This window comes from Roseivirga sp. (assembly GCF_034669765.1).
GTDB lineage: Bacteria > Bacteroidota > Bacteroidia > Cytophagales > Cyclobacteriaceae > Roseivirga.
Genome location: NZ_JAXMOQ010000003.1, coordinates 455,682 through 469,888 on the forward strand (window position 1 = coordinate 455,682; position 14,207 = coordinate 469,888).

14 protein-coding genes are annotated in these 14,207 nt (G+C 38.7%); 3 read left to right on the top strand and 11 right to left on the bottom strand.

The features are described from left to right. Entirely contained in the window at window positions 1-1,059 is a 1,059-nt protein-coding gene (locus VOI17_RS08180; RefSeq protein ID WP_323756759.1) for a flavin monoamine oxidase family protein, read from the top strand. Here the strand turns inward: VOI17_RS08180 and hemB are convergent. The 4 genes from hemB to VOI17_RS08200 form a co-directional block, all read right to left on the bottom strand. Then, window positions 1,048-2,016: a porphobilinogen synthase gene (gene hemB, locus VOI17_RS08185; RefSeq protein ID WP_323756760.1), complete on the bottom strand. Its 969-nt coding sequence runs from the start codon at window positions 2,014-2,016 to the stop codon at window positions 1,048-1,050. The genes VOI17_RS08180 and hemB overlap by 12 nt on opposite strands. Before the next feature lie 273 nt (window positions 2,017-2,289). After that, window positions 2,290-2,628 carry a DUF4870 domain-containing protein gene (locus VOI17_RS08190; RefSeq protein WP_323756761.1) on the bottom strand — a complete coding sequence of 113 codons (339 nt, stop codon included), beginning with the start codon at window positions 2,626-2,628 and terminating at the stop codon, window positions 2,290-2,292. Next, entirely contained in the window at window positions 2,625-2,840 is a 216-nt protein-coding gene (locus tag VOI17_RS08195; RefSeq protein WP_323756762.1) for a helix-turn-helix transcriptional regulator, read from the bottom strand. The genes VOI17_RS08190 and VOI17_RS08195 overlap by 4 nt, the downstream gene beginning before the upstream one ends. Beyond that, on the bottom strand, window positions 2,840-3,484 hold the full coding sequence (locus VOI17_RS08200; RefSeq protein WP_323756763.1) for a DUF2975 domain-containing protein: 645 nt from the start codon (window positions 3,482-3,484) through the stop codon (window positions 2,840-2,842). The genes VOI17_RS08195 and VOI17_RS08200 overlap by 1 nt, the downstream gene beginning before the upstream one ends. 276 nt (window positions 3,485-3,760) lie before the next feature. On the opposite strand from VOI17_RS08200, the gene VOI17_RS08205 reads away from it, so the two are divergent. Together VOI17_RS08205 and VOI17_RS08210 are read left to right on the top strand one after the other, a co-directional pair. Next, the gene (locus tag VOI17_RS08205) at window positions 3,761-6,727 is read left to right on the top strand and encodes a TonB-dependent receptor (RefSeq protein WP_323756764.1); all 2,967 of its coding nucleotides are present in this window, start codon (window positions 3,761-3,763) and stop codon (window positions 6,725-6,727) included. Between the two features lie 103 nt (window positions 6,728-6,830). After that, the gene (locus VOI17_RS08210; RefSeq protein WP_323756765.1) at window positions 6,831-9,551 is read left to right on the top strand and encodes a TonB-dependent receptor; all 2,721 of its coding nucleotides are present in this window, start codon (window positions 6,831-6,833) and stop codon (window positions 9,549-9,551) included. A 9-nt stretch (window positions 9,552-9,560) separates the two neighbouring features. On the opposite strand, the gene VOI17_RS08215 is transcribed toward VOI17_RS08210, so the two are convergent. From VOI17_RS08215 to VOI17_RS08245, 7 genes are all read right to left on the bottom strand, one after another. Then, window positions 9,561-9,716: a hypothetical protein gene (locus VOI17_RS08215; protein WP_323756766.1), complete on the bottom strand. Its 156-nt coding sequence runs from the start codon at window positions 9,714-9,716 to the stop codon at window positions 9,561-9,563. Between the two features lie 101 nt (window positions 9,717-9,817). After that, window positions 9,818-10,576 (bottom strand): hypothetical protein, encoded by a 759-nt coding sequence (locus VOI17_RS08220; protein ID WP_323756767.1) that lies wholly within the window; start codon window positions 10,574-10,576, stop codon window positions 9,818-9,820. A gap of 1 nt (window position 10,577) precedes the next feature. Continuing rightward, the gene (locus VOI17_RS08225) at window positions 10,578-10,967 is read right to left on the bottom strand and encodes a hypothetical protein (RefSeq protein WP_323756768.1); all 390 of its coding nucleotides are present in this window, start codon (window positions 10,965-10,967) and stop codon (window positions 10,578-10,580) included. 33 nt (window positions 10,968-11,000) lie between these two features. Next, entirely contained in the window at window positions 11,001-11,522 is a 522-nt protein-coding gene (locus VOI17_RS08230; RefSeq protein WP_323756769.1) for a hypothetical protein, read from the bottom strand. Window positions 11,523-11,844: 322 nt separating this feature from the next. Further along, window positions 11,845-12,783: a hypothetical protein gene (locus tag VOI17_RS08235; RefSeq protein WP_323756770.1), complete on the bottom strand. Its 939-nt coding sequence runs from the start codon at window positions 12,781-12,783 to the stop codon at window positions 11,845-11,847. Between the two features lie 58 nt (window positions 12,784-12,841). Next, a complete protein-coding gene (locus VOI17_RS08240; protein WP_323756771.1) occupies window positions 12,842-13,702 on the bottom strand; it encodes a hypothetical protein in 861 nt (286 codons plus the stop codon). Between the two features lie 3 nt (window positions 13,703-13,705). Next, window positions 13,706-14,167, bottom strand: a complete 462-nt coding sequence (locus VOI17_RS08245; protein ID WP_323756772.1) for a hypothetical protein — start codon at window positions 14,165-14,167, stop codon at window positions 13,706-13,708. Between the last annotated feature and the right edge of the window lie 40 nt (window positions 14,168-14,207).

Sequence of the window (14,207 nt, forward strand, 5' to 3'; positions counted from 1 at the left end):
ATGTCTGAAATAGTAATTATTGGGGCGGGTCTGTCTGGTTTAACTGTGGCCTATGAACTAAGTAAACACGGTGTTCCCTCTTTACTTATAGAAGGTAGAAATAGAATTGGTGGTAGAATTAATACCGTTGAAGGCCCTATTGAAATGGGTGCTACATGGTTCGGTCAACAGCATATCACATTAGTAAAGCTTATTGAAGAACTTGGCATTACAAGCTTCGAACAAAATACAGAAGGCAAAATTAGCTTTGACCCCGGCCCAAAAACTGCGCTACAATATTTTGACTATCCTCAAGGGCAAGCACCTTCATTCAGAATAAAAGGAGGCACCTTAGCACTCCTTCAAGAACTAAAATCAAAAACTACAGGGGCAAAGGTTAAATATGATTTGAATGTCATTGGCCTTAAGTTAATTGGCAATTCAGTACAAATATCTACTGATAGTGGCGAAACCCTCACTTCCTCAATAGTCATAAGCACAATCCCACCTCAACTACTGGCCACCAACATAAATATAGAACCCGAAATTGAGAATGAAAGGTTGGAATTAATGTTGCAAACCCACACTTGGATGGGCGAATCAATCAAATTCGCCTTCAGTTATATTAGGCCTTTTTGGAAAGAAAACAGACTCTCAGGAATGGGATTTAGCCAGAGCGGTGTGATTCAAGAAGTACATAATCACTCCAATTTCGAAAATAATTTCTTCGCATTAAAAGGCTTTCTTAATCCTAATTTGGTGCGTTTAAATGAAGAACAAAGAAAAGAATTGGTTGTAAATGCCATGACCAAACTATTTGGTCATGGAGCAAAGGAATTCATTTCGTACAAAGAAACCCTATGGATAAATGAAAAAAACACCTCAATCAAAGAAAGTGCGCCATTAGCGCCTCATCAGAACAATGGACACCCGATACTCGCAGAAACACTTTTAAATGGCCGACTAATTATGGCTGGTAGTGAAACCTCATCCCGATTCCCAGGCTACATGGATGGTGCCGTAAACTCAGGTTTAAGAGCTGCACAAGAGGCCATTAAGTTGACAAAATCAGGAAAATAATTGAGCAAACTCTTTCGCATGATAAGTCAAAATCACGTCTGCCCCCGCCCTCTTAATACTCAAAAGCGTTTCAGCCATGGCGCGGTCATAATCAATCCAACCTTTCATTCCAGCAGCTTTTAGCATGGCATATTCACCACTTACATTATAAGCAGCAATCGGCTGAGCGTAATTATCTTTTAATAGCTTGATTACATCCAAGTAAGCCAAGGCAGGTTTTACCATCAAAAAGTCTGCACCTTCTTCTATATCCAAGTCCGCCTCGATTAAGGCTTCTCTCTGATTAGCAGGATTCATCTGATAGGTTTTCTTATCACCATTCTTAGGAGCCGAATCGAGTGCATCTCTAAAGGGGCCGTAAAAAGCACTGGCATATTTCGCGGTGTACGACATAATGGAAACATTCTTGAAACCATTATCATCTAACACCTCACGAATGTAGCCTACGCGGCCATCCATCATATCAGAAGGACCAATAATATCAATGCCTGTTTCGGCTTGCGCCAAGGCCATTTTCCCCAAAACCTCGAGGGTTTCATCGTTAAGGATTTCGCCATTTTTCACCAAGCCATCGTGCCCATCAGAATTATAAGGATCCAAAGCCACATCCGTCATAATAGCAGCTTCTGGAAATTCAGATTTTATTCTTTTTAAGGCTTTTTGATAAAAGAAATTTGGGTCGAAGCTCTTGGTAGCTGTTTTATCCTTATAGTGCTCTGGCACCACCGGAAACACATCGAAAGCATGGATTCCGAGTTTTAAACAAGCTTCTATTTCCTTCAATATTTTCTCCAAACCTAAGCGGTAAATACCCGGCATTGAGTCTACTTCAATTTTATCATTCGCTCCTTCGAGCAAAAATAAAGGGAAAATAAAATCATCGGTGGCCACTTTGGTTTCTTCCACCATTCGCCTCACGGCTTCTGACTTTCTATTTCTTCTCGGACGGATGTTCATCTAAATATTATTCTCTAATTTTTCAATGTAAATTCAACAAAGTCTTTATTGAATATATTTCCCACTAACCCCTCTTTTTAGCTTCAAACAGACTTTTATCCATTTTTGGAGGATTTCGAAGATCAAAATCATAAGCTACCGAAATGAGATAATTTGCAGCCCTTAGCCTTTCATTAATATCAACCTTAGACCAATATGCCAGATCATTGTTCCGATCCTCAGCTTTAAAACTCTCAGCGCTTGTTCTGTCAAATGAATACATGATCTTAATTCTTACTTCACAAAGTTAATGCAAAGCGGATATTTATACAGTCTACCTTTATCTGCTTCGATAGTAGCTAGAATTACACAGATCAAATTCACAATTGGAATGATGATCAAAAATGGAATTCCAATAAGGAAGAATATTCCAATACCCGCAATAAAAGTATAGAGCAGCATAGACAGCTGAAAATTCAACGATGCCTTGGCATGCATGGCAATCACTTCAGATTCATCTTTTTTTGATAGCCAAATAACTAGTGGCACTATAAAACTCCCCAATGCAACGGCATATCCTATTAGGGTTCCAATATGCGAACCCAAAACCCATGGTCTTTCTTCACTTGTCATAATTCATCATCATTTTTATATTCCAAAATATCACCTGGCTGGCAATCCAACACCTTACAAATCGCTTCGAGCGTACTGAACCTAATCGCCCTTGCCTTCCCTGTTTTTAACACGGAAAGATTGGCCAAAGTAATTCCAATTTGCTCTGCAAGTTCTTTGCTCTGCATTTTTCGCTTGGCCAACATTACATCCAAGTTTACTATAATGGCCACTAGATTGTCAATTCTTTATCTTCTTTCAATTTTAAACCGTGATCAAAGGCCTGAGCCACCACCAGTACAATGAGCCCTACGAAAACCGTACTACTGAAAATATCTGGTGAAAAACTCACTTTTATTGTTTTAGCACCCAGCTTATCAAGTTCAAAATAACTGCCCGCAATATAACTAATCCAAAGATTCATCAATAGGTGTACAGCACCAAGCCCGACTAAAATAAAGCCCATCATACGGACCCTTGTAACATTTTCCAGACTGAAGAAATTCTCTCCCAATGCAGATTTCACAAACTGAAGCAACAGGTGAATAAAATATACAGAAAAGCCCATTACAATAGCCAAAGCAACTAAAATCAGAATACGATATCCTTTATTGAATGATATAACATAATTCTGAGTAGTGGATTTCAGTTTGGCTCCTTTAATAGAATCTTGATATTCTGCTTTTACTTCAAGTTCAAGTGTACTTCCCTCTTCCACCTTATCGAAATTCTCTCGGCTCATCTGAACCGTGAAATATTTCTCTGTATTCTCAAAAATTCCAAAATAGAGCACTATTGCCATTCCAATCACAGTTGCCAAACGAGCAAATGTTAAAAAGACAATGCATATTTTAATCAGTAAATTATTGTTTTTCATATTGTTAGGTCTTTATCCGTTTTAAGTTCTATTCCTTGTTTAAAGGCTTAGGTTATTTGAATGACCAGGAACCGAATAAAGTCAGCCCAACAAACCAGACATTGGCTGCTCCTATCAAAATATTAGTCAGCCATAAAGATGCTTTCGAGACATTCATATTTTTCAATTTTGCCAAATGTAGAAATTAATTATCGATAAACAATAATTAATTACCGCAATACAACGATATAAAAAGCGAAATAAACCTTTTCATAAATCCCATGTCGAAGTGCCAATATGAAAAATCAAGTCATCCGAACCGCAATCATTTTTTTGTTCCTAGCTTTTGCAAGCAACGCCCAAGCTCAGTTTTGGGTAGTGAAAGGAACCGTCCTCGATAGTGCAGACCGTGTACCCATGGTAGCCGCAACTATCAGTATTGTTAACAAAGCAGACGCTACCCTTAAAGCCAAAATAAGTGACTTGAATGGAGAGTTTAGAATTACCGGAATAGCCGATGGTAACTACGCTTTTAAAATTTCATTTGTAGGGTATTTCGATTTCAAAAAAGACATTACCGTAGCAGGAGGAACTCTTGACCTGGGCACAATATTTATGTCGGAAGACATTAAACAGCTAGACGAAGTTACGGTAGAAGGACTTGTAGACAGGGTTGAGCAAAATGGAGATACTACAATCATGAATGCCGCGGCTTACAAAGTAAATCCAGATGCCACAGCTCAAGATCTTTTAGAGAAAATGCCTGGAATTATGATAGTGGACGGACAAGTTCAAGCCCAAGGTGAATCAGTTAAAAAAGTATTGGTAGATGGACGTGAATTTTTCGGTAATGATGCAAGTGCAGCTTTACAAAACTTACCTGCTGAAATTATTGAGAAAATTCAAGTATATGACGAAGGGAGTGATCAATCTCAGTTCACCGGCTTTGTTGATGGAGAAACTTCTAAGGTGTTAAACATTATCACCAAAGCTAGTATGAGCAATGGCGAATTCGGAAAAGTATACGCTGGAGCTGGAACGGACGAAACTTACAATGCTGGAGGTAGCATTAACCTTTTCAGACCTAAAAGCAGAACAACAATATTAGCCCAAACCAATAATATTAACATCCAAAACTTTGCTACAAGTGACTTATTAGGAATTACTTCTGGTGGTGGCCGTGGCGGTGCGGGAGGCGGCAGAGGTGGTGCTGGTGGCGGCAGAGGTGGTGCTGGCGGTGGCCGAGGCGGTGCTGGCGGTGGAGGTTTCTCTAACGGAGGAAACACCAGTGATTTCCTTGTAGGAGCGCAAGGTGGTATTTCAAAAACCACGGCCTTTGGTATCAACTACTCTTATCAACCAAATAACAAATTAGATTTCTCTGGAAGTTACTTCTATAATGAAAGCAGCAATAATTCTAACCAATCTATTTACAGAGAGTATACCCTACCTCAAAATGAAGGTCAGACTTATGAAGAGAATACAATCTCGCCAAGCACAAACATTAACCACAGGTTTAGCGCGAAGATTGATTATACAATCAATGATAAAAACTCATTAACCATTAGGCCACAACTTACGCTACAAGACAATGTTGGTTCTTCCTTTTTAAATGGAACAACAATGTTGAATGATGATATATTGAACACTACCGATACAGAAAATTCAAGCGATTTAACGGCTTACAATTTTTCGAATAATATTCTCTACAGACGCTCATTTGAAAAAAGAGGGAGGACATTCTCGATCAACGTAAATACTGCGCTGAATAAAAGCACAGGTGAAAGTCTTTTGTTGTCTGAAAACGTTTTCTATGACGAACAAGGAAATCCAGAAAGTCAAGATTTCAGACAAAGTGCATCGTTAAACCAGCCTGGTGTAACACTAAGAGCAAATGCAACTTATACTGAACCCTTAACCGAAAAAAGTCAATTATTAATGACCTATCAGTATGGCTATCAATACAATGATTCGAATAAGGAAACTTATGATTTCAGTGAAAGCTCAGGTCAATATTCAGACCTTAATATCCCATTGAGTAATATTTTTAAGAACGACTATATAACACATGGCGCTACTGTGGGTTATAACTTAAGAGGCGACAAAGCAAACCTTTCTGTAAGTGGTAATTATCAAAATGCGACATTAGACAATAACCAAACTTTCCCTACAGATGACAACGTACAGAGAACGTTTAACAACTTTTTACCAAGTTTTAACTACCGATACAGTGTCGGGCGTACAGAAAACGTGAATGTTTCATACAGAACCAGTACACAAGCTCCTTCGGTTAGTCAACTGCAAAATGTAATTGATAACTCGAACCCTCTATTCATTAGCGCAGGTAATCCAAACTTGGATCAAAATTACCAACACAACGCAACAGTGAGGTATACCAAAACAAACGTTGAAAAGTCGACCACATTTTTCGCAACATTGAACACCACTTACTCTGACAATTACATTGGTAACAATACCATTATTGCCTCAAGAGAGAACACAACGGTAGGAGATATTACCTTAGAACCTGGTGCGCAATATTCTCAACCTATGAACTTGGGTGGCTATTACAGTGTTAGAAGTTTCGTTTCATTTGGCCTTCCGATGGCCTCTGTGAAATCTAACTTGAATCTCACGCTTTCTGGAAATTATAGCCGTACACCGGAAATGATTAACGAAGAAATGAACCACTCTTCTTCTCCTAGTTTAGGATTGGGTGCAGTATTCAGCAGTAACATTAGTGAAAAGATTGATTTCACACTTTCAAGTAATTCTAGCTATAGCACAACCAGCAACACGGTTCAAAGCCAAACCAATACAGAAAATTTCACTCAGTCAACACGTTTAAGATTGAACTGGATTTTCGGACCTAGCTTTGTATTTAGATCTGAAGTGAACCACACTGCTAATCCAGGACTTAGCGATGGATTTAATCAAAGCTATTTGGTTTGGAACATGGAATTTGGCAAGAAGTTAATAAAGGACAAAGCCGAATTGAAACTGACCGTTTTTGACCTTTTAAAGCAAAACCAGAGGGTTTCAAGAAGTATCAATGGTTCTTATATTCAGGATACTAACTCACAAATCCTTACCCAGTACGTTATGTTAACCTTCACTTTCAATATCAGAAGTTTTGGCAGTGGAACTGTTCCTAGCCTTAACGAGAACCCAAGACAACGTTTCGGTGGAAATGAAGGAGAGGCAGGTGGAGCTAGAGGTGGCCGTGGTGGAAACGGAGGCATTGGGATAGGTGAAATGTACTAAGCACCATACAGGAATAAGACAAAACCTACTTTCTAATTTTTTAACAAACTAAAATTTAAGTTTTCAATAAATAATAACTAGTTTCATGACAAGGTCATAATTCATGAAACTAGTTATTATTTTTTTATACTCCTTCTTGTGCTTTTCATATTGCATATCACAAGAAGCGACCATTTCAGGAACAGTGCTCGACAGCACAGAACAAAAACCTCTCTATTTGGCGAATGTGATCCTCCTCCAGCAAAACGACAGCCTTTATAAAGCCATGACCACCTCAGAAAAAGGTGAGTTTAGTTTCTCAAAGTTGACCAAAGGCACTTATAAAATTGACATCACTTACGTAGGCTTTAAACCCTATTCTAAAACCTTCGAATTCAATAATAAATCGATCGACTTAGGGAAAATATTTTTGGCAGATGACCTTATGCTGCTGGATTCTGTAAGTGTTGAAGGTATTGCCCCTGCCGTAGTTCTAAAGCAAGACACCGTTGAGTTTAACTCCTCTGCCTATAAAACCACTTCCGAAGCTAACCTTGAAGATTTACTGAAGAAAATGCCCGGCTTGGAAGTAAAAGATGGGAAACTTACCTCACAAGGCGAAGTGATCACAAAAATTATAGTGGATGGAAAACCCTTCTTTCAAAACAGCCCAGAATTTACATTGAAGAATTTACCTGCCGATATGGTAAGTAAAATTCAGGTGATAGATGAAAAAAGTAAGGAAGCCATTTATACCGGCCACGATGATGGTAAAAGGGAGAAAGTGCTTAATGTGGTGACCAAGCCAGAAAAACGGAGAGGTTATTTCTCAACTCTAGGCCTTACTTACAGTCCACCAGAACGCTACCTAGCGAGTGGAAATATTAACTTTATTCGAGGCAAAGACCGTTTTTCTTTTTCTGGAAGTTTTAATAACCTAAGTTCAGGAGGGGGCGAACGGTATATTGATTTGGGTGGAGGTCAAGGAATGGTAAATGTAGAAGGTATTGGCTCAAATGGAGGGATATCACAGCAAAGCACATTTAGAACTTATTATTACTCAGAGATTATTCCAAAACTTACGGCCAACGCCTCCTATTCTTATAGAGGTGCCATCACCAAATCGATTAATGAGACCTCTCAGCAATACATTCAAGCAGCTGATTCTGGCAGGGTTTATAACCAAAGATCTGAACGTGAAAACAATAATATTTCCCACAGTACATCATTGAGTTTAGAGTATAAACCAAGCGACAATAATCGATTTACGCTAAGGCAGAGCTTTTCGTTAAGCGAGGGAAAAAATACCTCTCATGTAACTGGGAATACTTTTATGAATGATGAAGAGATTAATAGTACCAACAATAGGAACTTCTCTGAGCTTGATGGAAATAACTGGAGTAGTAGCTTTAGTTGGTGGCATAAATTCTCCAAAAAAGGAAGAACTATTTCAATCAACTCTAGTCTTGGACAAAGTGAATCGACTGGTATTGACTCTGTGAGGTCGATCAATCGTTTTAGCACTGGAAATGTGAGCAACCAAGATTACGACCAATTCAGTAAACCGGAAGATAATACCAATAGATTTTCCACTCAAGTTTCTTACACCGAACCTATTGGAGAAAAACAAAGCTTGAAACTTTCTTATAAAAGGGATATTAACAAAACCGACAATAAGAACTTACTACTGAACTACAATAACAATGAGTCGAATTATACAGACATCGACACCTTACGCTCAAGTCAGTATAACAACCTATTAACCAAGGATGAATTCAACTCAGGAATTCAATTTAAAGTTGGCGATATCAACATCTCTGCAGGTGCAAAATACCAGCTTCAAAGGATTGAAAATGATCAGACCTTCCCAAGATCTACGGCTTTAGATAGAAGGTTTGATGGTTTCCTTCCCAATGTTAACTTGTCTTTTAGAAATAAGGAAGGCAAACAAATTAGGCTGAATTATTCCAGAAGCATGGGAGTACCGCAAGCCAGCCAATTACAAGATGTGCTAAACAACAGCAACCCTTTATTCCTTAGAAGAGGAAACCCACAACTCTCAGAAAGTTATTCTAACAGGCTCACGTTAACCTACGCCATATTTAACAAGGATACAAAGTCGTACATTTCTTTCAACCTTTCTGGAGGAACCACAGAAAACACAGTAGTAAATAACACGATCATTGGGAATGGATCGAACAGTCCTGATGGTATTGAATTGCCCGTTGGTGCACGTTTAAGTACTCCTGTGAATATGAGTGGGAGAAGAAATATGAATGGCAGTGTTAATATTTCGAAGCCCATTGAAAAATGGAAACTCAATGTTCAAGTTGGCGGTTCTGCCAGTTTTAGCCGAAGCCCTCAATTCTTAAATGGTATCATTCAAGTTTCAGAAAACGCTAACTATGGAATTGGATTTGGGATAAATAGTAATTTTAGCAAAAAGCTCGATATCTCACTTAGTACAAGACCAGGCTTTTCAAATGTGAAAAACCCGAGTAATGAAGCAGGTAACAGGCGCTATTCCCAAATGGCTTCTTCCCTACGTGGAACCTACAAGTCAGAAAGTGGAATTTTTATCACTACTTCACTCACCCATCAACAAAACGGTAAGGTGGGCAACATTGATGGGACAAACCAACTTATTTGGAACATGTCGTTCGGGAAGTCTTTCTTTAAAAAGAAAATGGACTTTAGCATAACAGCGAGTGATTTGCTCCGCCAAAGCTCTGTGATTAATCGGAATGTGACTTCAGAATACATTCAAAACTCTGAAACCAATGTTTTGCGCCAGATTATTAGGTTTAGGCTGGGGTACAAGTTGAATAAATTTGGAGGAAAATAATTTAACGATTTAATGGGGCACGGCTACTTCTTCCTCTAAATCTGAAATCAAATTATCGTTTTGAGGTCCATCCTTAACCAACTCCAAGGCATGGGATTCCTTGGTAGCTCGATTCTTAGAATTGCGCTCTATAAGTCCATAGACTACCGCAGCAATTGCTAGCAAGACAAAACAAAAGTTGATTACTTTTCTCATTTTTAGATTAAGGTTGATAACTAACCAACCATGTTTACAACAACTCTGCCAGTAATCATACTGACTCTAATTTAAGCAATTCCGTTATAATAGGAAGATAGTTTATTTGCTTCTTCCATTTTATCAGCTGGCATCGGAATGGTATAACTATTACTGGACTTCCTATTTCCAATCCCATACTCAACTGTAAATATAATCACCTTCATGTTAAACCTATCTTGAAGTGAAAAGTGTTTGAGTCTGTACCCAAACTCATTTATGAGGATAAGCCTACTGTTGAATATAATAGAGGATTTAGCAAAATGAATATCGGCCACTTCCAATTGACTTTGCCGTTTGAAATCAGACCTAGCTTTCAGTCCTGCTACATACTTTCCAATAAAAAAGAAAAAAACAGCCGTTAACAATGTAAAAGCAACTATTTGGTCTAGATCAAGTCTATCCCAAAGCGAAAAACCCGAGACAAGCCCCATTAAGCAAGCGGCAGCCCAACCGTAACCAGAGGACTCTTTAAGGTCAAATTCATATTTAGATTTACAGAAACTGGTCCACTGCGCTTTGCTTATTTCCCATTGGGTAAAAACGGCCTCATCGCCATTCATAGCCGCGTCTACTCTCTGTTGGCTGTAACTTTGATTTTGTTTAATAATTATCCGTAGGCTAATTACAGTTACAGTCAGACCCAGAAAGAAGATAAAGCCTTTATCGAACGAGACCTCATCAACAGACATCAAAATAAGCATAATGATACAAGCACTAAGGCCTGCAATCATTAAGAGGGTAAACCCGACTATTAAGAGGGTGAAATGGGACTTTTTGGTCGCTTTCATTTCACTTATATACTCGAAGAGTTTCAAAAGTATTCGAACAGGCTTCTAACTCAACAGGGGCGTCATCAAAAACCTGCATTGAGATAAGCATGGCCAAAGCCTTAAAACTTATGTCTTTGGTGCTGTCTTCTGTCACACCATCAATCACTACCATTCTGAACAAATAAGTAGAGTCTCTTTTTGTTAATTGAACGGATTTTCCGTTTCCATCGGCAAACTCAGATTCAACTAAGTATTCACCAAGCTTTTGAGCGTCAGTTTCTGTCACTAAATCTGTATAGTAAACGTCAGTGCCGTTAAATTCAAGTTTTTCTCCGTAGCTAGACGAACTGAAAATGAAATATGCAATTACAGCAATAATAAAGAAGAGTCCTGTTAATACCTTTTTCATGATTTATATTTTTAAGATTTTACAAAATTGATTTTAGGGTAAAATATGGTGAGGTATATGATTGGCCGAAAAAGTCATAGGTCGATTCTTCTTATAATAAGGAATAAGCCTAAAAATGAGCAAAGCCAAAAAACTAAGGGCAACTATCCATGCACCAAACATGACTAGAATAATAAGCATGAGTCCAAAAAAGACTACCGAGGCAATTACTTCTAACCAGTAGCTAGATTGAGATTTTCCCGACTTAAAGTTTGTTAATCCATAAGCATCCAAATTCAGTAATAAGCTCCTTACAAACTGACTGTATTTGGCAGATTGATAATCAAAACTTGCTGGCCCTAAATACCGTCTGTTGCTAAGGGTAATCTTTCCAAATCTAGACTCGATTGTACACTGGTAAATGTTACCATAGTACTTTGTAGGTTTGAAACTCAAATGAACATCTCTAATATCCTGTAAGTCCCACTGACTTTGTCCGTTCGATATACTTCTATCATCTAATGTGTAGACCTGTTCTTTGTCAAAAGCGCCAATTCTATTCAAGTAAGTTTCCATTTTTCAGTATTTGGCTTCACAACCAATTAATTACATGATAAAACTACGTTGGATAACAGTGCTCTAACATCCCACTATAACGGCAAAAGAGCGTCAGTGCTAGCACTGACGCTCAACCATGAAACGAAGAAAGCCTCGCTCCCGAGGCTTTCTGAATCGACCACTATTTAAGGCACCCAACTCGAGCCTAAAATAATCTTGGTAAACTGACAAAACCGTAGCGTAAGCCAACACCAAGAACCTCAATCATAGTGTGGCTTAGCTAAAGTTTCAATCAAAATCAACTACTAATTAGTTTCCTTCTGAGACTTGAGTTAATTATTTATTTCATATTGGCCTTAATTTGGGCTACAATGGCCTTTTGAGCATTAAGTACGATTTGTCTCAGTTCTTCGATGTACTTGGCTTCATCGGCATGGATGGAATACTCTCCTTTTGACGATAAGCCCCAGAAAGAGCCATCTCTAGAGTCAGTTTCAACCAAACCTTTGCTCCAATCGTTGTTGCCTTCTATAGGTTTATCAAAAGTAACACCACCCCATGCACCTTTTGGAGTTGTGATACCAAGAGTTGGCTGAATTGTTAGCCCAGCTTCTGTTGTCAAGCTATTTCTAGTCATACTCTTCTTCCCATCAAACGATGCAAATCGAATCACATAGTTGATATTGATCATGTTTACATCTGCCCTTTTTGCAGCGCTATTGTAAAAATTACCGGGAACCATTGCCCATGTCGTATAAATTGGCATGTCAGTAGGTCTGAAAATATTCTGCTCTTTTATATCTGGCGCATTGTCTAAAACACTAGTTTTATCATAAATAACCTTACCATCGGTTTTACCAATCCATGCATTCTTTCTGTCAGCTTTGCCACTTTCATTTCCATATTCAATCACAGGTTGACCATCGCTAATATTTAAACCAATGCCCTTTAACTCTTGAACAAATTGAGCATGTAGTTCTTCTATGAGCTTTTGAAGTGCTTCTGCACTTACTCCTGCCAGCGAAGCTTCTGCGAATACTGAACCTACACCTTGTTTCTGCATCATACCTGCCTGTGATTTCCCTTTCATTAATGATGCCTGGCTTATGTAATAATCATTAATGAAAGTGGGAGAACCTTTTAGTGCTTTCGCAACACCTCCAGATACCTTTGTCTTCATTTTATACTTCTTGGCGAAATCGACTTTCGACCAGTCTGTTTGTGCATTTAAGCCAATTGCGGCTATTGAAAGCATTAATAATAGAGTTAACTTTTTCATGGTGATGAATTTTAAATGTGTTTACTTTTTATGGTTATTTCATGTGATGTAATGTTTTCTAGAATTTCTTAATGACATAGCCCACTGATAATGTAATCACTGCGCCCTCATAAGGTCGTGTACCCAGTTCACCGATGGCGAACATATTACCGAAGAAGCCTTTCTTCTCTCCGAAATTATTTCCGATCGTGTAAGGACTGTTGTACCATTTCACTCCTAGCCTCCAGCCAATTAAATCCGAATCATCGTATGCTGGATCTTTAATATTCGTGGGTAAAATGAGCACATCTGCATAGAATTTGAAGATGCTTCCGAGGGCAAACTTTTCTTGAGTTTCTTCGCTCTTAAATTGAAAGAATGTGCCTTTAGAAATACCTATCCCTACATAGCCTCCAGTATGTGTAATGGAGCTAATAGTTGAGAAAATCCCTGCATCATCAGGTTCATAACTGCTATTTCTGTAGTAGCCACCTCCACGGACAAACATCTCTGTTCTTACATTCCCAGGCATGGTTAAAGTACTTGATCTAGTGGTTGTAGTTCGATAAGAGCTCGACTGACTGAAACTCATTAGCACTTTGAGTTCTTCTTTTAATTTGGTTTTCGAGAATAGGGTTTTGCTTGCTCCGGCTTCAGCAGCAATGGCCAGGCCTCCAGATGATTCAAACTTCAGCAGCGGTGTTCTTAAACTTCCTTCTAAACCAAGAGAAGGTAACAAAGGGAAATAAGTGTTGACGCCCACCGCCCAAGCATAAGCACCACTTACATTGGCCATTCCAGCATCGACTGTTAAGTACTCTAAGGCCACATGTCCTTTGATCAGTTGCGAAGGGTCGTCCTTTAAAACTTCATAACCTTGGGCAAAAACTGATTGACCAAAAAGACCAATCAAAAAACCGATAAAAAATATCCTTTTCATGGTTTATCTCACAGTAAATTGACCGTAAAAACCAGTTCCACTGGCTTTTTCTAGATTGATTTCGTTAAGGGTACCGTCTGTATTAGCTGAGATATTGAAGGCAATATCTTCAATGCAAGCGGCCTTAAATGTGTAGTTACCAGAAGTTGAAGTTGCTCCAAAACGGTGAACTGGGTTTTCAATACTAAAGCAGTCGCGCCCATCAATAGATACCACTAGTTTAGTAGCTGAAATAGTAAATGTAGCTTCCGTGCCTAAGTCCACTGGCGAATTAGATTCAGCATAAGTAAGTTCTGTAACAAAAGTGCCATGAAGGTTGGTTGGCACTGTAGCAGCTGTTTCGTTTGCACCCACTGTGGCTGTACATACTTCTCCGGTACAATCTTCTGCGGTAGGTTCATCATCTTCTCCACAAGCCATGAAGATTAATGCTGCGAGTGCTAGTATTGCGAATTGCTTTTTCATCACTTAGGTTTTTTAGTACTTCTCAAAATTGGGTGAATTA

Coding starts and splice junctions, on each gene's coding strand:
- VOI17_RS08200 (WP_323756763.1), bottom strand. CDS start 3,484: ATGAAAAACAATAATTTACTGATTAAAATATGCATTGTCTTTTTAACA.
- VOI17_RS08190 (WP_323756761.1), bottom strand. CDS start 2,628: ATGACAAGTGAAGAAAGACCATGGGTTTTGGGTTCGCATATTGGAACC.
- VOI17_RS08225 (WP_323756768.1), bottom strand. CDS start 10,967: ATGAAAAAGGTATTAACAGGACTCTTCTTTATTATTGCTGTAATTGCA.
- VOI17_RS08220 (WP_323756767.1), bottom strand. CDS start 10,576: ATGAAAGCGACCAAAAAGTCCCATTTCACCCTCTTAATAGTCGGGTTT.
- VOI17_RS08180 (WP_323756759.1), top strand. CDS start 1: ATGTCTGAAATAGTAATTATTGGGGCGGGTCTGTCTGGTTTAACTGTG.
- VOI17_RS08210 (WP_323756765.1), top strand. CDS start 6,831: ATGAAACTAGTTATTATTTTTTTATACTCCTTCTTGTGCTTTTCATAT.
- VOI17_RS08245 (WP_323756772.1), bottom strand. CDS start 14,167: ATGAAAAAGCAATTCGCAATACTAGCACTCGCAGCATTAATCTTCATG.
- VOI17_RS08240 (WP_323756771.1), bottom strand. CDS start 13,702: ATGAAAAGGATATTTTTTATCGGTTTTTTGATTGGTCTTTTTGGTCAA.
- VOI17_RS08235 (WP_323756770.1), bottom strand. CDS start 12,783: ATGAAAAAGTTAACTCTATTATTAATGCTTTCAATAGCCGCAATTGGC.
- VOI17_RS08205 (WP_323756764.1), top strand. CDS start 3,761: ATGAAAAATCAAGTCATCCGAACCGCAATCATTTTTTTGTTCCTAGCT.
- hemB (WP_323756760.1), bottom strand. CDS start 2,016: ATGAACATCCGTCCGAGAAGAAATAGAAAGTCAGAAGCCGTGAGGCGA.
- VOI17_RS08230 (WP_323756769.1), bottom strand. CDS start 11,522: ATGGAAACTTACTTGAATAGAATTGGCGCTTTTGACAAAGAACAGGTC.